Annotated in this window: 12 protein-coding genes and 2 pseudogenes; 11 read left to right on the top strand and 3 right to left on the bottom strand. The window is 72.3% G+C overall.

Features of this window, described 5'->3' with window-relative positions; translation table 11 throughout:
- The first annotated feature begins 14 nt into the window (after window positions 1-14).
- From ACIBNA_RS20785 to ACIBNA_RS20750, 8 genes and pseudogenes are all read left to right on the top strand, one after another.
- Complete coding sequence (locus ACIBNA_RS20785; RefSeq protein ID WP_399166626.1) at window positions 15-854, top strand: inositol monophosphatase family protein; 840 nt, start codon at window positions 15-17, stop codon at window positions 852-854.
- A gap of 155 nt (window positions 855-1,009) precedes the next feature.
- The gene (locus ACIBNA_RS20780) at window positions 1,010-2,419 is read left to right on the top strand and encodes a phytoene desaturase family protein (RefSeq protein WP_399166625.1); all 1,410 of its coding nucleotides are present in this window, start codon (window positions 1,010-1,012) and stop codon (window positions 2,417-2,419) included.
- Window positions 2,416-2,925 (top strand): O-acetyl-ADP-ribose deacetylase, encoded by a 510-nt coding sequence (locus ACIBNA_RS20775; protein WP_399166624.1) that lies wholly within the window; start codon window positions 2,416-2,418, stop codon window positions 2,923-2,925. Before ACIBNA_RS20780 ends, ACIBNA_RS20775 begins: the two co-directional genes overlap by 4 nt.
- A gap of 349 nt (window positions 2,926-3,274) precedes the next feature.
- Complete coding sequence (locus ACIBNA_RS20770; RefSeq protein WP_399166623.1) at window positions 3,275-4,225, top strand: 1-phosphofructokinase family hexose kinase; 951 nt, start codon at window positions 3,275-3,277, stop codon at window positions 4,223-4,225.
- Window positions 4,226-4,229: 4 nt separating this feature from the next.
- Window positions 4,230-6,253 (top strand): annotated as a pseudogene (locus ACIBNA_RS20765) (fructose-specific PTS transporter subunit EIIC).
- Window positions 6,254-6,473: 220 nt separating this feature from the next.
- Entirely contained in the window at window positions 6,474-9,377 is a 2,904-nt protein-coding gene (locus ACIBNA_RS20760) for a SpoIIE family protein phosphatase (RefSeq protein WP_399166622.1), read from the top strand.
- Between the two features lie 55 nt (window positions 9,378-9,432).
- Window positions 9,433-10,194: a DeoR/GlpR family DNA-binding transcription regulator gene (locus tag ACIBNA_RS20755; protein ID WP_399166621.1), complete on the top strand. Its 762-nt coding sequence runs from the start codon at window positions 9,433-9,435 to the stop codon at window positions 10,192-10,194.
- A gap of 91 nt (window positions 10,195-10,285) precedes the next feature.
- Window positions 10,286-10,491 (top strand): annotated as a pseudogene (locus tag ACIBNA_RS20750) (macro domain-containing protein); the annotation flags it as partial.
- Window positions 10,492-10,529: 38 nt separating this feature from the next.
- Here the strand turns inward: ACIBNA_RS20750 and ACIBNA_RS20745 are convergent.
- Window positions 10,530-12,200, bottom strand: coding sequence for an ATP-binding cassette domain-containing protein (locus tag ACIBNA_RS20745; RefSeq protein ID WP_399166620.1), 1,671 nt, complete (start codon window positions 12,198-12,200; stop codon window positions 10,530-10,532).
- A 232-nt stretch (window positions 12,201-12,432) separates the two neighbouring features.
- Window positions 12,433-14,478 (bottom strand): SpoIIE family protein phosphatase, encoded by a 2,046-nt coding sequence (locus ACIBNA_RS20740; protein WP_399166619.1) that lies wholly within the window; start codon window positions 14,476-14,478, stop codon window positions 12,433-12,435.
- 152 nt (window positions 14,479-14,630) lie between these two features.
- Here ACIBNA_RS20740 and ACIBNA_RS20735 point away from each other — a divergent pair, with 152 nt between their 5' ends.
- Both ACIBNA_RS20735 and ACIBNA_RS20730 read left to right on the top strand, forming a co-directional pair.
- On the top strand, window positions 14,631-15,461 hold the full coding sequence (locus tag ACIBNA_RS20735) for an alpha/beta fold hydrolase (protein ID WP_399166618.1): 831 nt from the start codon (window positions 14,631-14,633) through the stop codon (window positions 15,459-15,461).
- A gap of 226 nt (window positions 15,462-15,687) precedes the next feature.
- A complete protein-coding gene (locus ACIBNA_RS20730; RefSeq protein WP_399166617.1) occupies window positions 15,688-19,578 on the top strand; it encodes a glycoside hydrolase family 2 TIM barrel-domain containing protein in 3,891 nt (1,296 codons plus the stop codon).
- A 27-nt stretch (window positions 19,579-19,605) separates the two neighbouring features.
- Here the strand turns inward: ACIBNA_RS20730 and ACIBNA_RS20725 are convergent, their stop codons facing one another.
- The gene (locus ACIBNA_RS20725) at window positions 19,606-19,968 is read right to left on the bottom strand and encodes an ArsR/SmtB family transcription factor (protein ID WP_399166616.1); all 363 of its coding nucleotides are present in this window, start codon (window positions 19,966-19,968) and stop codon (window positions 19,606-19,608) included.
- A gap of 145 nt (window positions 19,969-20,113) precedes the next feature.
- Between ACIBNA_RS20725 and ACIBNA_RS20720 the strand changes: the two genes are divergently transcribed.
- Window positions 20,114-21,595, top strand: a complete 1,482-nt coding sequence (locus ACIBNA_RS20720; protein WP_399166615.1) for an AlkA N-terminal domain-containing protein — start codon at window positions 20,114-20,116, stop codon at window positions 21,593-21,595.
- The last annotated feature ends 6 nt before the right edge of the window (window positions 21,596-21,601 follow it).

Raw genomic sequence — 21,601 nt, 5'->3', positions numbered from 1 at the left:
GTTGTGATGGAGGGGTGATCGACCGCACCGAAACCATCGAAGAGTTTCTCGCACGGCACGCCTCCGACATCGAGGAGGAGATCCGCAGGGCGGCCGCCGCCGAGATCATGCCGCGCTGGCGCCGGCTCGCCGCACACGAGGTGGATCAGAAGGCCGGCCCGCACGACCTGGTCACGGACGCCGACCGCAAGGCCGAGCTGTACCTGACCGAGGTACTGGCCGCCCTGCTGCCCGGCTCGGTCGTGGTCGGCGAGGAGGCGGTCCACGCCAACCCGGCGTCCTACGAGGCCCTGCGCGGCGACGCCCCGGTCTGGATCATCGACCCGGTCGACGGGACACGACAGTTCGTGCACGGCGAGCCGGGCTTCTGCACCCTGGTCGCCCTGGCCCACGGCGGCACCCTGCTCGCGTCCTGGACCTACGCCCCCGTCAGTGACCGGCTCGCCACCGCCCAGCGGGGCAGGGGCGCCTACCTCGACGGAGAGCGGCTGTTCGCCGGCGTGCCCGAGCCCGGCCGGGACCTCCGCGTGGCCACCTCCCACCCGGACTACACGACGGACGAGCAGAAGCACGCCCTGCTCGCCCTGCGCACCGACGGTGTGGCACCGCGCTCGTGCGGCTCGGCCGGACTGGAGTATCTCGCCATCGCCCAGGGCGAGTCCGACGCCACGGCCTTCTCGTGGGAAGCCGCATGGGATCACGCTGCCGGACTGCTCCTGGTCGAGGAGGCGGGCGGCGCCCACCTGACCCTCGAGGGCGAGCCCTTCCGCATCACGGGCGGCAACGCCCTGCCCTTCACCGCCGCCCGCGACGCGGCCACGGCCCGCCGGGTGGCGGCACTGCTGGCAGGCTGAGCCTGATCCTCACGGACCGTACACATCCTGTCGCCCAGTGGCATTCCAGGCGTCACTGCCGGGCGAATCCACCCGCGGCCGGTGACTGTCAGTCCCCGGGCCTATCCTGATCCTCAGTGGCCGTCGGCTGACGAAGGGGTCCGAAGGTGCCGTCGATGCTCGATGCCGTCGTAGTGGGTGCGGGGCCGAACGGACTGACCGCGGCCGTGGAGCTGGCCCGTCGCGGCTTCTCCGTCGCGGTCTTCGAGGCCCGGGGCACCGTGGGCGGCGGCGCCCGCACCGAGGAGCTCACCCTGCCGGGCTTCCGGCACGACCCGTGCTCCGCGGCGCACCCGCTCGCCATCAACTCACCGGCGTTCCGCGCCCTGCCGCTGGAGCGCTACGGCCTGGAATGGCTGCACGCGGAGCTCCCCATGGCCCACCCCTTCCCGGACGGCTCGGCGGCCGTGCTGGCCCGGTCGGTGGGCGAGACGGCCGCCTCCTTCGGGCCGCGTGACGCGGGGGCGTACCGCAGGCTCGTCGAGCCCTTCCTGCCCAAGTGGGACGTGCTGGCCCGCGACTTCATGTCCCTGCCGCTCACCGCGCTGCCCCGCGACCCGGTCACCCTCGCCCGCTTCGGCCTGGTCGGCCTGCCCCCGTCGACCCTGCTGATGCGCCGCTTCCGCGACGAACCGGCCAGGGCACTGTTCGCCGGGCTCGTCGCGCATGTCATGGCACCGCTCGGCGGCTTCGCCACCAGCGCCATCGGCCTGGTCTTCGCCCTCGCGGCACACGCGCGCGGCTGGCCCGTCGCCCGCGGCGGCTCCCAGTCCATCTCCGACGCCCTCGCCGCCTACCTGCGCGACCTCGGCGGCAGCGTCCACACCGACTACGAGGTCAAGCGTCTCGACGACCTGCCGCCGGCCCGCGCGTACGTCTTCGACACCTCACCAACCGCCCTGGCCCGCATCGCCGGCTTCGGCAACCACTACGCGGACTACCGCTACGGACCGGGCGTCTTCAAGATCGACTACGCGCTGGACGGCCCCGTGCCGTGGACCGCGAAGGAGGCCCGCGTCGCCGGCACGGTGCAGATCGGCGCGAACCGCGCGGAGATCGGCAGGGCCCTGCGCGCGGCGTCCCGGGAGGGCCGGGCCCCCGACAAGCCGTTCCTGATCACGGTCCAGCCGAGCGTCGTCGACCCCACCCGGGCCCCGGCGGGCAAGCACGTCTTCTGGGCCTACGGCCACGTCCCGCACGGCTGGACCGGCGACCTCACCGACGCCGTCGAGCGCCAACTGGAGCGTTTCGCCCCAGGGTTCCGCGACCGCGTCCTGGCCCGCGCCACCGCGGGCCCGCCCGAACTCGCCGCCCGCAACGCCAACTACGTCGGCGGCGACATCGCCTCCGGTGCGGTCTCCGGCCTGCAGATCCTGCTGCGCCCCAAACCGACCCTGTTCCCGTACCACACCCCCCACCCGGCCGTCTTCATCTGCTCGTCGGCGACCCCGCCGGGCCCCGGCGTGCACGGCATGTCGGGGCACAACGCGGCGAAGGCCGTCTGGAAGCGACTGAGGCAGACATGACCACGATCGAACTGGTCCAGGGCGACATCACCCGCCAGAGCGTCGACGCCATCGTCAACGCGGCCAACTCCTCACTGCTGGGCGGGGGAGGGGTCGACGGCGCGATCCACCGGCGCGGCGGCCCCGCGATCCTGGAGGACTGCCGCAAGCTGCGCGCCTCCCGGTACGGCAAGGGCCTGCCCACGGGCCAGGCGGTCGCCACCACCGCGGGCGACCTGGATGCCCGATGGGTGATCCACACCGTCGGGCCGCGTTTCAGCCAAGACGAGGACCGTTCGCAACTGCTGGCCTCCTGCTACCGGGAGTCGCTGCGGATCGCCGATGATCTCGGCGCCCGCACGGTCGCGTTCCCGGCCGTCTCCGCCGGCATCTACGGCTGGCCCATCGAGGACGCCGCCCGGATCGCCGTGGAGACGGTGCGGGCGATGGAGACGGCGGTCGAAGAGGTCAGGTTCGTTCTCTTCGACGAGCGGGCTTACGAGGCGTTCGCCGGGCAACTCCGCTGAAGGCACCACGGCCGACCGGTGTCGTGGTGCAGCGCAGTGCCGTACAGCGCAGACGCACCGCATCACCGGCGGCACGTCCGTGGAGCCGGGGAGGGCCGCGGGATCCCCGCGCCACCGACGTGCGGCCGGGGGACCGATCAGGCCCGCCCTGCCACGTTCTCTCGCTCCGGATGCGTTCTCACCAGCCAGAGGTAGTGTTGTTCTGCCAGTCGCAAGAAGTGTCCCCTCGACCGCTTCGCCCGCTTCGGCAGCGCGACCGTGGTGGCTCATCGCCATAGAGCCATCGGGCTTCCGCCCGATGGCGGGCAGACCGGCACCCCGCTGCCGCCGGTTCCAGTGTGGTGCTCGTGTGATCGTCACCCTCACACCCAATCCGAGCCTGGACCGCACCCTGGAGGTTCCGGACCTGCGGCCCGGCTCCGTCATCCGTGCCACCGACAGCCGTCTCGATCCGGGGGGCAAGGGCGTCAACATCTCTCGGGCGCTGGCCGCCAACGGTCACCGGACGGTGGCCGTCATGCCCTGCGGCGGCTCCGAGGGCGAACAGCTCGCCGAGCTGCTCGCCTCCGAGGGCGTCGAGGTGGTCACCGTCCCGATTGCCGACAGTATCCGGGTCAACATCAGCGTCGTGGAGCCCGACGGCACCGTCACCAAACTGAACGCGGCCGGCCCGCGACTTTCCGCCACCGAGATCGACGCGCTGGCCGCAGCCACCTGTGCCGCTACGGCCAAGGGCGCCCGGTGGGTGGCTCTCGCCGGTCACCTGCCCCCCGGCGCCCCCGTCGACCTCTACGCGCACCTGGTGTCGCGCCTGCGCGGCGGCGGGGCGCCGCGTATCGTCGTCGACTCCAGTGGCGCCCCGTTCGCCGCCGCCCTGCCCGCCGGCCCGGATCTGGTCAAGCCCAACCGGGGCGAACTCGCCGAGGCCGCCGGGATGGCGGTGACCACGCTCGGCGAGGCCCTGACCGCGGCGAACGTGCTGCGTGAGCGCGGCGCCCGGACGGTGCTGGCCAGTCTCGGCCGCGACGGTGCCCTGCTGGTCGGCGACTTTGCGGTATTGCACGGAGAGCAGCGCGTCGCCACACCGCGCAGCTCCGTCGGCGCCGGGGATGCTCTCCTCGCGGGGTACCTGGCGGCCCCCACCGAGGGACCTGCCGCCCTTGCCGAGGCCTTGGCCTGGGGTTCTGCCGCGGTGTCGCAGCCCGGCAGCGGAATGCCTGGACAGTGGGCACTGGACCGGTCCGCTGTCGTCGTGCGACACCGCATCGAATCCGATCGCCCGATCTCCGAACGGAACTGACACGATGCCCGATCTCATCACCGCGGATTTCGTGGATCTGGACCTGCGGGCCGCAGACCGTCACGAGGCGGTCCGTGCCCTCGCTGCCCGGCTCGCCGCCGACGGCCGCGTCACGGACCTCGACGGGTTTCTCGCCGACGCGCGGGACCGGGAGGAGCAGATGCCCACCGGTATCGAAGGGGGCATCGGAATCCCGCACGCCCGCTCCGTCCATGTCGCGCTGCCCACACTCGCCTTCGGGCGCAGCGCCGACGGCGTCGACTTCGGCGCCGCGGACGGCCCGGCAGACCTGGTCTTCCTGATCGCCGCGCCGGCCGGCGGCCATGCCGAGCACCTGGACATCCTGGCGTCGCTCGCCCGCCGCCTGGTGCACGTCTCCTTCAGGCAGGCCCTGCGCCAGGCCGTGGACGCGCAGGCGGTCGTCGACCTGATCAACAAGGAGGTGGGCGGAAGATGAGGATCGTCGCTGTCACCGCCTGCCCGACCGGCATCGCCCACACCTACATGGCCGCCGAGGCCCTGGAGCAGGCCGCCGCCGACGCCGGGCACCACATCGTGGTGGAGACACAGGGCGCCGCCGGTGCGGTCAGGCTGACGGCCGCGCAGGTGGCGGAGGCCGACGCGGTGATCTTCGCGGCCGACACCGAGATCCAGGACCGTGAGCGGTTCGCTGCCAGACCCGTGGTGATCGCCCCTGTGCAACGGGCCATCAACCACCCGCGCGAACTCATCTCGCGGGCCGAGGAGGCCGCGAAGGCGGCAGGCCGGGCGGCCTCGACGGCCACGGCGGAGGGCACTGGTCCGGGCGATGCCGCCGAGCACGTCACCGCGGACGCCGGGGGCGACGGGACCGCGGGGGCCGGTGCAGCCGCGGTCGGCGGCCCCGCGCACGGCGCGCCCTCGGAGGGTGCCAAGGTCCACCCGGCCACCCGGTTGCGCCAGTGGTTGATGACCGGAGTCAGCTACATGATCCCGTTCGTCGCCGCGGGCGGCATCCTGATCGCGCTCGCCTTCATGATCGGCGGCGCCGAGGTCGCCGTGAAAGTCGACGGCGGCACCTGGCAGGGGCAGACCTACCCCGAGGTCACCGACCTGTCCGAGCTGGTCGAACGGGCCGGTTACGCGGGCGTGCTGTTCAAGATCGGCACGACGGCGTTCTCGATGCTCGTGCCGATCCTCGCCGGCTTCATCGCCTACGCCATCGCCGACCGGCCGGGCCTGGTACCCGGCGTGGTCTCCGGGCTGCTGGCCGTCGCGACCGGCGCGGGCTTCCTCGGCGGTCTGGCCGGCGGCCTGCTCGCCGGTGCGGTGGTGACGGCTCTGCGGAGGATCCGCCTGCCGCGGGCGGCCGCGGGGGTCATGACCGTGGTCGGGATTCCGCTCGTGTCCACGTTGGTGATGGGCCTTTTGATGATCATCGTCATCGGGGAGCCGATCGCCGCCGCGCAGCGCGGCCTCACCGACTGGCTGGACGGCCTGAGCGGGACCAACGCGATCCTGCTGGGCGCGCTGCTCGGCCTGATGATGGCCTTCGACATGGGCGGTCCGGTCAACAAGGTCGCCTACACCTTCGGCGTCGCCGGCCTGGCCAGCGGCGATCTGGAGGTGATGGCCGCCGTCATGGCCGCGGGCATGGTGCCTCCGCTCGCCCTCGCCCTGGCCACGGTCGTGCGGCGGGCGCTCTTCACCGACAGCGAGCGCAAGGCCGGAGAGGCCGCCTGGCTGCTGGGTGCCTCGTTCATCACGGAGGGTGCCATCCCGTTCGCGGCGGCCGACCCGCTGCGGGTCATCCCGTCGATCATGACCGGGAGCGCGGTCACCGGCGCACTGTCCATGGCTGTGGACGCCACCTCGCGCGCTCCGCACGGTGGCCTGTGGGTCATCGGTCTGATCGGCAGCCCCGTCCTGTACCTGGCAGCCATCGCGGCGGGCGTACTGGTGGGCGCCGCCTGTGTGCTCGTCGCCAAGCACTTCGGACGCCCCGTGGCCCAAGGGGCACCGGCACTCTCCGCGACCACGGGCCGGTGAACCCGCCGAGCTGCGGGCCCGCTCGTGGGACCTCGTGGTGCGTCCGGCTGCTCGGGTCCCAAGACGGGCGGACGGAGTATCGTAAAAACGGACGTGCCCCCGCAGGTCGGAGCACCTTGGCCCGATACCCGGCCGGCCGGAGGCCCAGGGCAGCGGCCACGCCCCGGCCCCCGATCGAGCCGAGCCGTTCGGGGTTCTCCCTCCGGGAGAGGAGGTCTCTGTGACGGACTTCTGGGGGACCGGCGACGCCCTGGCCCGTGACCGGGAGCGGTTCCTGGGGAGCGAGCCGGCCGTGGCCAGGCTGCGGGCCCCGATCCTGAACTCATGGCGGCGCTGTGCCTCCATGGGGGTGTCGCCGGAGAGGATCGCACCTCCCTACCAGGCGGACCTGGACATGGAGGACCGGCTCGTCCGGGCGGCGGCGCCGGTGCTCGAGCGGCTGGAATCCGAGCTGGCGGGCGCGCGCGTGGGCGTGATCCTCGCCGACCGGCACGGCGTGATCCTGCGCTGCCAGGCCGGTGAGAAGGCGCTCTACAAGCACTTGGAGGCGGTTCGGCTCGCACCGGGATTCACCTACACCGAGGAGTACGTCGGCACCCACGGCATCGCCACGGCCCTGGAGGAACGACGGGACTTCCAGGCCTTCGGCGCCGAACACTTCGTCGGCGGCCTGCAACCCTTCGTGTCGGTGGGCGCCGTCGTCCGTGACCCGCTCAGCGGAAGCCTCGAGGGCGTGGTCGGTCTCACCTCCTTGTGCGCCGACGCGGATACGGCCATGGCGGCCCGGGCCCGCAAGGCGGCCGAGGCCATCGCGCTGCGGCTGCTGGAGGAGCGTACGGAGCGGGAGCATGCCCTGCTCCAGGAGGCTCTGCAGGACGAGCGCCGCGTGCAGGAGGCGACGGCGGACATGGCACGGAGCCAGCCCGGCTCGCACGACGCCTCCCTCTCCTCCCTCACCGACAGCGACCGGAATGTCCTACGAGAGAAGGCCACCGAGCTGATCTCCGCGACCGGCCGCACCGCGGCGCAGGTGCCGCTGTCCGGAGGCCGTACGGCCGCGCTCGTGTGCCGTCCCATGGCGGGAACCACGGGTGAGGAGGGCGTAGTGGTCAAACTGAGCTTCGTCGGCGACGCACCAGGGCATCGCAAGGCGACGATGCCGAACGGGAGCGGCGACGCGTCGACGGTTGGCACACCGGCGGACAGCACACCGACGGCGGTGCGCCCGGCTCCCTCGGCAGAGCGGTCAGGGGCGGCAGCCCTGTCGGATGAGCCACCAGGTCAAGGCGTACCGGACGCACCGGCGGAGCAGGCGCCGGTGGACGAGGCGCCGGGAGAGGCGGGGCCCGCCGAGGCCGTGGTGACCGATGCCCCCACCGAGTGGCTGCTGGCCGTCGGCCATCCGGAGCTGGGGCGGCTCGCGATGGCCGCGCGGGAACGCTTGGAACTGCTGTACGACGCGAGTATCCGCATCGGCACCACGCTGGACGTGACGCGCACCGCGGAGGAGCTGGCCGAGGTGGTCGTCCCGTGGTTCGCCGACGTCGTCACGGTCGATCTGCTGGAACCCGTGCTGCGCGGAGACGAAGCGCTCCTACCGCATGCGCCCCTGCAGCGGGCGGCGCTCGGCGCCCACCAGGCCGAATCGCCGTTCTTCCCGGTCGGCAAGCGGGTCAGCTTCGCCTCGTCCGCGCCGCAGGCCCGGTGCTTCGCCGAGGGACAGGCGGTCCTCGAACCGGATGTGCGCGCCGTCCCCGAGTGGCTGGCCCAGGACCCCGGCCGCGTCCAGGAGATCGTGGAGTACGGCATTCAGTCCCTCATCGCCGTCCCGCTGCGCACCCGCGGGGCGTCGCTGGGGCTCGCCACCTTCTACCGCCGCCGGGAGTCCAGGCCCTTCGAGGAGGACGACCTGCACCTGGCGGAGGAACTCATCGCCCGCGTCGCCATCTGTGTCGACAACGCCCGCCGCTTCACCCGCGAGCAGACCGTCGCTCTCACCCTGCAGCGCAGCCTGCTGCCGGGCGTCCTTCCGAAACAGACCGCGGTGGAGGCCGCCCATCGCTACCTGCCCGCCCAGATCGCCACGGGCGGGGTGGGCGGCGACTGGTTCGACATCATTCCGCTGTCCGGGGCGCGCGTCGCCCTGGTCGTCGGTGACGTCGTCGGACACGGTCTGCACGCTGCCGTCACCATGGGCCGGCTGCGCACCGCGGTGCACAACTTCGCCACCCTGGACCTGGCCCCCGACGAGCTCCTCGGACGCGTCGACGACCTGGTCATCTCTCTGGGACAGGAGGGGACGTCCCGCTCCGGCGGCGACGACATCATCGGTGCCACCTGTCTGTACGCCGTGTACGACCCGGTCTCCCAGCGCTGCACGCTGGCCCGAGCAGGCCACCCCCCGCCCGCGGTGGTCGACCTCGACGGCGCCGTCCACTTCCCGGACCTGCCGGCCGGTCCTCCCCTCGGCCTGGGCGGCCTTCCCTTCGAGACCGCCGAACTGCATCTGCCGGCGGGCAGCCAGCTGGTCCTCTACACCGACGGACTCATCGAAGACCGCGGCTGGGACATCGACGTGGCCCTGGAACGGCTGCGGGCCGCCCTGTCGCACGCCGACCGGGCGCCCGAACAGACCTGTGAGGCGGTGCTGCGCGTCCTGCCCGGCCCCCACTCCTTCGATGACGTGACCCTGCTCGTCGCCCGTACCCGCGCCCTCGGCGCCGAACACACCGCGTGCTGGGACGTGCCCACCGACCCGGCGGCGATTTCCGCCATCCGCGAGGCCGCCGTCCGGCAGTTGACCGAATGGGGCCTGGAGGACTGCGCCTTCACCACGGAACTCCTGCTCAGCGAACTGGCCACGAACGCCATCCGGCACGCCGCCGGGCCCGTTCAGGTGCGTCTGCTCCGCGACCGGGTGCTCATCTGCGAAGTCTCCGACGGCAGCAGCACCTCCCCCCACCTTCGCCAGGCCGCAGCGACCGACGAGGGCGGGCGCGGCCTGTTCCTCGTCGCCCAACTCGCCCAGCGCTGGGGAACCCGCTACACCCCGCGGGGCAAAGTCATCTGGGCGGAGCAGTCCCTGTCTCCCACGTCGGCACCTGTCGAACGGTCGTCCTGGTGATGCCTTGCCCCAGGCCGCGTCCGACGGGCTGCCACAGCAAGAGGTGAAGCACATCATGCAGGCCAAGGAACGTCAGCGGCAGATCGTGGCTCTTGCGCGCGAGGAAGGACACGCGAGCGTGGAGCGGCTGGCCGTTGCCCTCTCGGAGAGCCCGGAGACGATCTGGCAGGACCTGGCCCTGCTGGAACGCCAAGGTCAGCTGCGGCGGGTGCACGGCGGAGCGATCCCCCTGCGGCGGCTCGGCTTCGAGCCGGACCTGCCCACGCGTGGCGAGGTGATGGAGGAGGAGAAGAAGAGGATCGCCGCAGCGGCGCTGGACGAGGTGCCCGACGAGGGAGTGATCCTGCTGGACGCCGGGTCGACCACCTTCCGCCTGGCCGAGCTGCTGCCCGGCGGCCGTGAACTGACGGTGATCACCAACAGCCTGCCGATCGCCCAGCTGCTCGCGCAGCACGCCGAGCTCACGGTCCTCACCCTGGGTGGCCGCGTACGGGCTCGCACGCTCGCGGAAGTCGACGTGGTCGCCATCCGCACCCTGGGGACGTTCCTCATCGACGTGTCCTTCCTGGCGACCAACGGTGTCTCGGTCGAACACGGCCTGACCACACCGGACCTGGCCGAAGCGGAGGTCAAACGGGCGATGTGCCAGCGCGCGAGGCGGCGGGTACTGCTCGCCGACAGCAGCAAGATCGGGAACGACACCTTCTGCCGGTTCGCCGAACTGCGCGACTTCGACGTCATGGTCACCGACACCGGCATGGAGGCGGAGGCCGCCGTGGATTTCGCCGAGCTGGGCCTGCGCGTCATCCGCGTGTGACGTTCCCATCCCCCTCGCCTCGTCGGCGCCGGGCCGGTGGCCGAGCGCAGGCGGCAGGGACGCGCCGCCGCACGAGCATGGGTAAACCCCTCATACCGTCGGGCCCGTGTTCAGCCAAACCGAGGGCGCCCGCACGGTCGCCTTCCCGGCGATCTCCACCGGCGTGTACCGCTATCCGATGGAGGACGCCGCGCCCATCGCGGTGGACACGGTGCGCGCGGCGAAGACCGACGTCGAGGAGGGTTCGTCCTCTTCGAGGAGCGGGCGTACGAGGCGTTCGCCCGACGACTGCGCTGACGCCGACAGCCGACGGGCCATCCGGGAGGGACGCCTCGTCACCGTGCCGTCGTACCCACCCCCTGGTCCGCCGACCGGCGCCGCGCCAGCGCGAGGTGCGGCCAGTCCGCGATGTCGCGTCGCATCTGGCGGTCGTGGGTCGCCACGACGACGGCCGCTTCCGTACTGTGCAGCGCTTCGGTGAGCTCGTCGACCAGCGCGATGGACAGGTGGTTGGTGGGCTCGTCCAGCAGCAGCAGCAGCACGTGCGGGCGGGCGGCCAGCGCCAAGGCCAGGTCCAGCCGCCGCTGCTGACCCATCGACAGCTCGGCCACCGGCTTGCCGGCGTCCCGCGAGGTCAGCAGACCCAGCGAGCCGAGCCCCACCACCTCGCCCTCCTTCAGCACGCCCGCCGTGACCAGGCGCGCGGTGTGCGCCTCGTACCGGTCACGGGCCCGCCGGTGCGCCGCCCGCGGCGACTCCTGCCCGAGCAGGTGCAGCCGCACCGTGCGGGCCCGGTGCACCCGGCCCGTGTCCGGGGCGAGTCGCCCGGCCAGGATGGACAGGAGCGTGGGCTTGCCCGCGCCGTTCGGGCCGGTGACGGCCATCCGGTCGCCGGACGTCACCGACAGTCTCGTCGAGTGGTGCAGCCGTCCGCCGACCGTCACCTCCTCCGCGCGCAGCAGGACGACGCCCGGCCGGGCGGGCAGGTGGGGCATCGAGAAACGCTGCGGCGGCACCGGCGCGGTGACCTTGTGCCGGTCCAGGCCGTCCTGGCGCCGGTGGACGGAGCGCACCAGGGCACCGGCGCGGGTGGCGCGCTGGTGCTTGCCCGTGCCCTTGTCCGGGCGCCAGCCGGTGCTCAGCCGGTTCTGCGCCTCCGACAGGGCCTGCTCGAGACGGACGTGCTCGGTCTGCTGCTGCTCGTACTCCTCCTCCCAGCGCGCCAGTTCGGCCTCGCGGCCCTCCCGGTAGCCGGCGTAGCCGCCGCCGTACACGCCCGGGCGGCCGTCGCGGGTCGGGTCGAGGTCGAGGATCGTGGTGGCCACGTCCGCGAGCAGCGCCCGGTCGTGGCTGACCACCACGACACCGCCGGCGTGGGCGCGCAGCCTGGCGGTGAGGTACTCCAGCCCGGCCAGGTCCAGGTGGTTGGTGGGCTCGTCCAGGAGCAGGAAGTCGTACTCGGCGCCCAGCAGGCAGGCCAGCCGGATCCGGTAGCGCTGGCCGACCGACAGCGTGGCCAGGGGACGAGCACGGTCGCTGACCGCACCCAGTCCGTCCAGGGCCACGTCCACCCGGCGGTCGGCGTCCCAGGCGTCCAGCACCCGCGCCGCCTCCAGGGCGTCGGCATAGGCCTGTTCGGCACCGGGACGTTCCGCTGCCAGGGCCTGCGCGGCGGCGTCGAGATCCCGCAGGGCGGCGCGGGCGTCGGCCAGGTGCTCGTCGATGAAGTCGCCGACCGTGCGCTCGTCCTCGGCCGGCATCTCCTGCTCGGCCAGGGCGAGGGTGCCCACGCGGTGCACGGTTCCCTCGTCCGGGGTCAGCAGGCCGGCCAGGACGTGCAACAGGGTCGACTTGCCGCGTCCGTTCTCGCCGACGACGCCCCAGCGGGATCCGGGGGAGACCTTCATCTCGACGTCGTGCAGCACGGTGCGGCCACCGCGGTCGACGCGGATGCGGGCGCAGGTCAGCTGGGCCCGGTCGCGGGCAGGCAGGTTGAAGGTGGTCACGTTCTCTTCCTCCGTGAGGAGGCACACTTCACCCCCGGTTCGGGCGGGGATGCGAGCGGGCCTTCGGATCCGACGGACGGCCGGCCCGGAACAGGGCGGGCCGTGGGCGACGTCGCGGCTCCCGGCGCCTCGGCCCGTGGTCGTCAGGGCATGCGAGGGGCGGGGCCAGTGGCCCGGATCAGAGGTAGAGAACGTAACTCACGCAAAAATGCTAACAGTTGCCGCCGCTTGCTCAGGAGCGGGTGCGGACCAGCAGGAGCGCGACGTCGTCGTCGGGCTCCGGGCTCAGCGCGCTGAGGAGCGTGTCACTGGTCCGTTGCAGGCTGGGTCCCGCGCTCACCAGGAGGCGGGTCAGCGTGGTGAGGCCGGTGTCGATCGGCTCCCCGCGTTTCTCGACCAGCCCGTCGGTGTACAGGGCGAGCAGGGAGCCCGGCGCGAGCTCCAGTTCCACGGTGCCGAACTCCACGCCGCCCACCCCCAGCGGCACCCCGCCGGGCACGTCGAGGAGCTTCGCGCCGCCGTCCGCCCCGGCGAGCACGGGCGGCAGATGACCGGCGCTGGACAGCGAGCAGATGCCGGTCCGCAGGTCGCACACCGCGTACACGCACGTGGCGATCGCGTCGCCGAGCGAGCCGGCGATGTCGTCGAGGTGCCGCAGCAGCTCGGCGGGCGGCAGGTCCAGCCGGGCCAGCGCCCGCGTCGCCGTGCTCAGCTGCCCCATGATCGCCGCGGCCTGGACGCCCTTGCCCATGACGTCCCCCACCACGAGCCCGGTGCGTCCCGGGCCCAGCGGCAGTACGTCGTACCAGTCGCCGCCGACCTCGCTGACGGCCGGGCGGTAGCGGGCGGCGATGTCGAGTCCCTCCCGCTCGGCGGGCGTGGCCGGGAGCAGGCTGCGCTGGAGCGTCAGGGCGGTGCCGCGTTCCCGGCCGTAGAGGCGGGCGTTGTCGATGCAGATCGCGGCGCGCGCGGCGAGCTCCGAGGCGAGCATCCGGTCCCGGTCGTCGAAGGAGCGTTCGTCGACCGTGCGGTACAGGGTGAGCGTGCCGAGCACTTTGCCCCGGGCCATCAGCGGCACCGCCATATAGGAGTGTGCGCCGGCCTCCTGCAGGGTCTGGGCGGCCCGTGCGTCCCGGGCGATGCGCCGCATCATCTTCGGGTCCACGCGCTCGACCAGGACCGGGCGGGCCCGCCGGACGCACTGCGTGATGATCCGCGACGAGGCGTAGGTGGCCAGTTCGCCGACCGGGTCCGCGGCGTGGATGGCGTCGGTCGGGTAGCCCGCCGCGACGGCCAGCGCCCGGAACTCGGCGGGCGCGCCGCCCGACACCGGCGCGATCGTGCCGTGGGCCACGACGGACTCCAGGACGTCCACGGCGGCCAGGTCCGCGAGGTGCGACACCACCACGTCGGCCAGCTCCCGGGCGGTCTGCTGAAGGTCCAGCGTGGTGCCGATCCGCACCCCGGCGTCGGCGATCACCGACAGGTGCTGGCGTGCCTGCGCGACCTCGGCCGCGGCCTGCTGGCGCTCGGTGACGTCCAGCACGGCCATCGCGAGTCCGAGCACCCGGCCGTCGGTGTCCTCGATGCGGTGGTACGATTCCGAGTAGGCGCGGTCGTGTTCGTCCGCCGCGGTCCTGCCGATGGTCTGCTGGTCGAGCAGGGGCCTGCCGGTCTTGAGGACGTGCCGCATCCGGGCCTCGATGGCCTCGACGTCCAGGCCCGGCAGCACCTCGCCGAGCCGGCGGCCCATCAGGGCCTCCTCGGGCACGCCGTTTATCCGCTCCAGCGCGGGGTTGACCCCGACCCAGCGCAGGTCGTTGCCGAAGACGGCGATGCCGAGCGGGGTCTGGTTGACCAGGCTGTGCGAGAGGGCGAGGTCCCGCTCCACCTTCCGTACCGTCGTCGCGTCCGTGGCGAGTCCCAGCAGGTGGGGCTGCCCCTCGTTGTCGAGGAGCCGCATCGTGCGGAACTCCACCGCGCGTTCCGTGCCGTCGCGGTGCCGCAGCGGGAAGACACCGGCCCAGCGGTCCCCCGATCTGACCTGGGCGAACAGCTCCCTGCCCTGGGGGCGGTTCTCGGGCGCGACCAGGAGTGTGTCGGCGCGCTGCCGCAGGGCCTCCTCGGGGGTGTAGCCGAGCAGCTGCTCGATCTCGGGGCTCCACAGGGCGATGTGCCCGCCGCCGTCCAGGACCACGGCCGCGACGTTCAGCAGGTCCAGCAGCCCGCCGGGCGCGGCCGTGACGGCGTCGCGATGCGAGGTCGCATACCCGTTCATGCGAGCCGCTCCTTCCGGCGCGGCAAAAGGTCCGGCCAAGATCCGTTGCGCAGGCTGTCCGATGAGGTCACATTACGGTCGGAGGAGCGACACTGTCGCGCCCAAATGACAAATAATCGTGGGTCGGTACGCGGAGAGAGGGAGTGGGAATCTTGGGTGACTGGACGTTGCGGGAGAGCCTGGCCACCACGTCGGGGACCGTGCGCTGGGACCGGCTGGGGGATCCCGACGGCGAGCCGGTCGTGCTGCTGCACGGGACGCCCTTCTCCTCGTACGTGTGGCACGAGATCGCTCCCGCGCTCGCCGCCGCCGGACACCACGTGCACCTGTGGGACATGGCGGGCTACGGCACCTCGGACATGCGTCCGGACCAGGACGTCTCACTGGGGATCCAGGGCCGGATCTTCACCGAGCTGCTGGCGCACTGGGGCCTGGAGGAGCCGTCCGTCGTCGCGCACGACTTCGGCGGGTGCGTGGCCCTGCGCGCCCATCTGCTGCACGGGGCCCGCTACCGGCGGCTCGCCCTGGTCGACCCGGTGGCCCTGGAGCCCTGGGGCTCCCCCTTCTTCCGGCTGGTCGGCGAGCACGCCCACGTCTTCGAGCAGCTGCCGGCCGCCCTGCACGAGGCCCTGGTGCGCGAGTACGTCACGTCCGCGAGCCACACCGGCCTGCGGCCCGCCGCGCTGGACGCGCTCGTGCGGCCCTGGACGGGGGAGCGGGGCCAGGTCGCCTTCTACCGCCAGATCGCGCAGGCCGACCAGCGCTACACCGACGAGATCCAGCCGCTGTACCCCACGATCGACCTGCCGGTGACGGTCTGCTGGGGCACCGAGGACACCTGGATCCCCTTCGCCAAGGGGCAGGAGCTGGCCGCGCTGATCCCGGGCGCGCGGCTGGTGCCCGTCCCGGAGTCCGGCCACCTCGTCCCCCTGGACGCTCCCGCCCGGCTGACGAGCGAGGTGCTCACCTTCCTCGGGGCCTGAAGGCGTCGAACGCCCAAGGACGCGGGAGAACCATCAGGACCGCACAAAGTCCGACGGGATCATTGCTTCGGTTGTGTTCGAGTCCTAGGGTGTGCCTGCTCAGCAGTTGCTCCGTCACCGTCAGTTGCACCAGTCCCAACAGAACCGCCCATCACGGCAGTTGGGATCGCATCTGACGTGCCCTCAGTCCGTGCAGCACCCTGTCGAACCGAGGAAGGCCACGGTCATGCCGCACCCGCTCCCGTCCCCCGCCGACCGGCCCGTCGTCAGCCGTCGCCGTCTGCTCGAAGGCGGCGCCGCCGTGCTCGGCGCGCTCGCCCTGTCCGCGTCGCCCGCCGTCGCGCACGCGGCGGGCCGGCGCCCGGCGGCGGACGGCCCTCCGGAGTGGAACGACGGCCTGGCCGTGTACCGCGTGGGCACCGAGCCGCCGCACACCACGCTCATGCCGTACGCGGACCTCGGGCAGGCCCTGGCCGGTGACCGCGAGCGCTCGCCGTACCGGCTGAGCCTCGACGGCAAGTGGAAGTTCGCCTACGCCGACCGCCCCGACGACCGGGATGCCGACTTCTACCGCACCGACGTCGACGACTCCGGCTGGGACACCATCCCCGTGCCCTCGGCCTGGCAGCTGCACGGCTACGACTTCCCGATCTACGTCAACATCACCTACCCCTGGTGGGGCCCCAACGGCGGCGGCGAGGACGCCCAGCCGCCGGCCGCCCCGACGCGCTACAACCCCGTCGGCCAGTACCGCCGTACGTTCACCGTCCCCCGGAACTGGTCGGGCCGGCGCACCTTCCTGCACTTCGAGGGCGTCAAGTCCGCCCACTACGTGTGGATCAACGGCGAGCTGGTGGGCTACCACGAGGACTCCTACACCTCCGCCGAGTACGACATCACCCGCCACCTCAAGCCGGGCACCAACCAGATCGCCGTGGAGGTCTACCGCTACTCCGACGGGGACTGGCTGGAGGACCAGGACATGATCCGGCTGAGCGGCATCTTCCGCTCGGTCCACCTGTACTCCACGCCGAACGTGCACCTGCGCGACTTCAAACTGGACACCCCGCTCGGCGACGGCTACACCTCGGCCGAACTCAAGGTCACCGCGCACGTCCGCGACTACGGCGGCAAGGGCGCGGGCCGCTACACCGTCGAGACCCAGCTGTACGACGCGCGCGGCCACGCCGTCTGGTCGCGGCCCCTGAACCAGCCCGTCGACGTCCCCGACGGCGACGAGGCCACCGCCGAGGCGTCCCGGGCCGTCCCCGCGCCGAAGCTCTGGTCGGCCGAGCACCCGAACCTCTACACCGCCGTGCTGCGGCTGCGCGACCCGTCCGGCAAGGTCGTCGAGACCCTCTCGCACCGGGTCGGCTTCCGCGAGTTCGCGCTCAAGGACGGCCTGATGCGCATCAACGGCAAGCCGGTCTCCTTCCGCGGCACCAACCGGCACGAGATGCACCCCGTCACCGGCTCGGCGCTCACCCGTGCGCAGATGATCGAGGACATCGAGATCATCAAGCGGCTCAACATCAACAGCGTCCGCACCTCGCACTACCCCAACAACCCGCTGTGGCTGGAACTCGCCGACGAGTACGGCCTGTACCTCGTCGACGAGACCAACCTCGAAACCCACGGCATCCGCGACAAGTTCCCCGGCAGCGGGCACCCCGAGTGGACCGAGGCGTGCGTGGTCCGCGCCCAGAACATGGTCCACCGCGACAAGAACCACGCCTCGGTGGTGATCTGGTCCCTCGGCAACGAGGCGGGCGGCGGCACGACGTTCAACGCCATGTACGACTGGATCCGCTCCTACGACCCCACCCGCGTCATCCAGTACGAGGGCGACGACCGCCCGGGCATCAGCGACATCCGCTCCGAGATGTACGACAGCCCGCAGCGGGTCGAGCAGCGCGCCAAGGACACCAGTGACACCCGGCCGTACGTGATGATCGAGTACTCGCACGGCATGGGGAACTCCAACGGCAACTTCAAGAAGTACTGGGACATCGTCCGCCGCTACGACGTCCTCCAGGGCGGCTGGATCTGGGACTTCGCCGACCAGGCCCTGAGCTGGCCGGTCCCGACCCGCAAGCTGCTGACCGAGTCCGGCCCGGGCGCACTGCGCGGCGAGGTCATCGCACCCGCCGCCGGCTTCGACCGCGCGAAGGGCGTCTCCGGCGGCACCGTCTTCCCCCGCGACGCCCGCCTGGACCTCACCGGCTCCCTCACGCTGGAGGCCTGGGTCACCCCGCACATGACCGGCGGCCATCAGCCCATCCTCGCCAAGGGCGACACCCAGTACGCCCTCAAACAGTCCGAGAGGAACCTGGAGTTCTTCATCCACGGCGGCGGCCAGTGGGTCACCGCGAGCTGGGCGCTGCCGGACGGCTGGACGGGCAAGGAGCACCACATCGCCGGTGTCTTCGACGCGGACGCCGGGACGCTCACCCTGTACGTCGACGGCCAGGCGCGCGGCACCCGGACCACCACCCGGCGCCCCAGCCCCAACACCGCGTCCCTGACGCTCGCCACCGACGTCGACAACCCGACCCGGGAGTTCAGCGGCACCATCCGGCGGGCCCGCGTGTACGCCCGCGCGCTGAGCGCCGCGGAGCTGGCCTCGGACAGCCGCGGCCCGGACGACGAGGGCGTGCGGTTCTGGTTCGACGCCGCGACCGTAGGCTTCACCGAGCAGCGCCCGCGCGACAAGACGTTCTACGCCTACGGCGGCGACTGGGGCGACAACCCCAACGACGGCGCCTTCGCCGGCGACGGCATCATCACGGCCGACCGCGGCCTCACGGGCAAGTCCGCCGAGGTCAAGCAGATCTACCAGGCCATCAACGCCGCCCCGGCCTCCGGAGGCCCCGGCGCCCTCACGCTCACCAACGAGTACCTCTTCACCAACCTCCGCGAGTTCGACGGCCGTTGGTCCCTCGTCGCCGACGGCAAGGTCGTCCAGCGCGGCCGGCTGACCCGCGACCAGCTGAATCTCGCGCCGCTGACCAGCAAGGACATCAAGGTGCCGGTGCGGCTGCCGGCGAAGCCCGAACCGGGCACGGAGTACTTCCTCCAGCTCTCCTTCACCACCAAGGAGCCCACCAAGTGGGCGAAGGCGGGCTTCGAGGTGGCCAAGCAGCAGCTCGCCCTCGACGCGGACAGCCCAGCCGTGACGCCCCTGCCGCTGCGCAGTGTCCCCGCCCTGCGGTACACCGACCGGGACGAGGACGTCACGGTCAGGGGCAAGGGCTTCTCGGTCACCGTCGACAAGAGCACCGGCACCATCACGTCGTACGAGGCGGGCGGCACCCGGCTCATCACCTCCGGCCCCGTCCCGAACTTCTGGCGGGCTCCCACCGACAACGACCGGGGCAACGGCCACCACACCCGCAACCAGACGTGGCGCGACGCCGGAGCGAAGCGGAAGGTGGCGGACGTACGGGTCCGGCCGCTGGACGACCGGGCCGTCGAGGTCACTGTCACCGGCACGCTGCCCACCAGCGCGCAGTCCACGTACAGCACCACGTACACGGTCTTCGGCAATGGCGAGATCAAGGTCGACAACACCCTGCACCCGGGAGCGTCGAACCTGCCGTACATCCCCGAGGTCGGCACCCTGCTGTTCCTGCCCCGCCGCCTGGACCGGCTGCACTACTACGGCCGGGGCCCGGAGGAGAACATGTGGGACCGCAACAACGCCACCGACGTCGGCCTGTACTCCGGCACCGTCTCCGGCCAGTGGACCTCCTACCTGCGTCCCCAGGAGAACGGCAACAAGACCGACGTCCGCTGGGCCGCGCTGACGGATGGCAGCGGACGCGGACTGCTCGTCTGCGGTGAGCCGCTGCTGGAGGTCAACGCCTCGCACTTCACCCCCGAGGACCTGTCGGTCGGGGCCCGCCACGACTACCAGCTCAACCCCAGGGACGCCGTTGTCCTCCGGGTCAACCACCGCCAGACGGGCGTGGGCGGCGACAACAGCTGGGGCGCCCACCCCCACGACGAGTTCAAGCTCTTCGCCAACCGCGACTACGCCTACACCTACCGGCTGCGTCCGCTGACGCGCGTGAGCGAGGCGATGGCGGCCTCGCGACGGGCGACGGCCACCGAATAGAAGAGGCGGCGGGACAGCGGCGCCGCCTCAGTCGGCGGCGTCGCTGATGCCCAGGCGCAGATGCTCCACGTGGTAGACGGCCTGGTCGAGCAGCTCGGCGACATGGTGGTCGTGCAGCGTGTAGACGACCGAACGGCCCCGCCGCTCGCCCACCACCAGGCCCAGATTGCGCAGCAGCCGCAGCTGGTGCGAGCAGGCCGACTGCTCCATGCCCACCTCGGCGGCCAACTCGGTGGCCGGCAGCGGGCCTTCCCGCAGCCGCGCCAGGATCAGCAAACGGGAGGGCGTGGACAGGGCCTGGAGCGTGGTGGCGACCTTCGTGACGTTGTCCGCGTCCAGGCGTACGCGCTCGGTGGCGTCCTGCGCGGGAATGACGGCTCCATGACCCATGACGTCATCGTACCGGTCGCACGCGAACACATGAATGAATCTTCATCTGTCTGGCTTCACCGGCCTCCGTCCGGCGCCGCCGCACGGACAGGTCGATGTCGGATTCTCGCCAGACCCGTCACGCCCGGTGCCCGATGCTGGACGCATGCAGATGGGGATGCACACCGACACCGAGCGCTGCGTACGCGCTGTCCAGTCCAAGGACGCGCGGTTCGACGGATGGTTCTTCACGGCCGTCCTGACGACCCGCATCTACTGCCGTCCCAGTTGCCCGGTCGTGCCGCCCAAGCCGGAGAACATGGTCTTCCACCCGAGCGCGGCGGCCTGCCAGCAGGCCGGGTTCCGGGCCTGCAAACGCTGCCGGCCCGACACCAGCCCCGGCTCCCCGGAGTGGAACCAGCGGGCCGACCTCGTGGCCCGCGCCATGCGGCTGATCGCCGACGGTGTCGTGGACCGCGAGGGCGTGCCCGGTCTCGCCGCCCGGCTCGGCTACAGCACCCGGCAGGTCGAGCGACAGCTGCTCGCCGAACTGGGCGCGGGTCCGCTCGCGCTCGCCCGCGCCCAGCGCGCCCAGACGGCCCGGCTGCTCATCGAGACGACGGCCCTGCCGATGGCGCAGATCGCCTTCGCCGCCGGCTTCGCCTCGATCCGCACCTTCAACGACACCGTCCGCGAGGTCTTCGCCCTCTCGCCGAGCGACCTGCGCGCCCGCACCCCGAAGCGGCAGGGCGCGAGCAGCCCCGGCGCGCTGTCCCTGCGGCTGCCGTTCCGCACCCCGCTCAACCCCGACAACCTCTTCGGCCACCTCGCCGCCACGGCCGTACCCGGCGTGGAGGAGTGGCGCGACGGCTCCTACCGGCGCACGCTGCGGCTGCCGTACGGCCACGGCATCGTGGCCCTGACTCCCACCCCCGACCACATCGCCTGCCGCCTCACCCTCAGCGACCTGCGTGATCTGACCGTCGCCATCAGCCGCTGCCGCCGTCTGCTCGACCTGGACGCCGACCCGGTGGCGATCGACGAGCAACTGCGCACGGACCCGGTCCTGGCACCGCTGGTCGACAAGGCGCCCGGCCGGCGTGTCCCGCGCACGGTGGACGAGGCGGAGTTCGCCGTCCGGGCCGTGCTCGGCCAGCAGGTCTCCACCGCCGCCGCCCGCACCCACGCGGCCCGCCTGGTCACCGCGCACGGCGAACCGGTCGACGACCCCGAGGGCGGACTCACGTACCTCTTCCCCGCCCCCGAGGCCCTCGCGGCGCTGGACCCGGGGACACTCGCGATGCCCCGCACCCGCCGCACGACCTTCACCACTCTGGTCCGCCACCTCGCCGACGGCGATCTCCACCTGGGCGTGGAGAGCGACTGGCCGCAGGTCCGTTCCCAGCTTCTCGCCCTGCCCGGCTTCGGCCCCTGGACGGCCGACGTCATCGCCATGCGCGCCCTCGGCGACCCCGACGCCTTCCTCCCCACCGACCTCGGCATCCGCCGCGCCGCCCAGGAACTCGGCCTGCCCTCCACCCCCGCCGCGCTCACCGCCCGCGCGGCGGCCTGGCGCCCCTGGCGGGCCTACGCGGTCCAGTACCTCTGGGCGACCGACAGCCACCCGATCAACTTCCTTCCGGTATAGGGACGT

Origin of the sequence: Streptomyces sp. NPDC050164 (assembly GCF_044459945.1) — a bacterium.
Classification (GTDB): Bacteria; Actinomycetota; Actinomycetes; order Streptomycetales; family Streptomycetaceae; genus Streptomyces; species Streptomyces coeruleorubidus_A.
This window is presented reverse-complemented; position numbering and strand designations above follow the sequence as displayed.

Excerpts from the sequence above, each read along its gene's own strand:
- ACIBNA_RS20780 (WP_399166625.1), top strand. The coding sequence starts at position 1,010 with ATGCTCGATGCCGTCGTAGTGGGTGCGGGGCCGAACGGACTGACCGCG.
- ACIBNA_RS20775 (WP_399166624.1), top strand. The coding sequence starts at position 2,416 with ATGACCACGATCGAACTGGTCCAGGGCGACATCACCCGCCAGAGCGTC.
- ACIBNA_RS20755 (WP_399166621.1), top strand. The coding sequence starts at position 9,433 with ATGCAGGCCAAGGAACGTCAGCGGCAGATCGTGGCTCTTGCGCGCGAG.
- ACIBNA_RS20740 (WP_399166619.1), bottom strand. The coding sequence starts at position 14,478 with ATGAACGGGTATGCGACCTCGCATCGCGACGCCGTCACGGCCGCGCCC.
- ACIBNA_RS20730 (WP_399166617.1), top strand. The coding sequence starts at position 15,688 with ATGCCGCACCCGCTCCCGTCCCCCGCCGACCGGCCCGTCGTCAGCCGT.
- ACIBNA_RS20725 (WP_399166616.1), bottom strand. The coding sequence starts at position 19,968 with ATGGGTCATGGAGCCGTCATTCCCGCGCAGGACGCCACCGAGCGCGTA.
- ACIBNA_RS20720 (WP_399166615.1), top strand. The coding sequence starts at position 20,114 with ATGCAGATGGGGATGCACACCGACACCGAGCGCTGCGTACGCGCTGTC.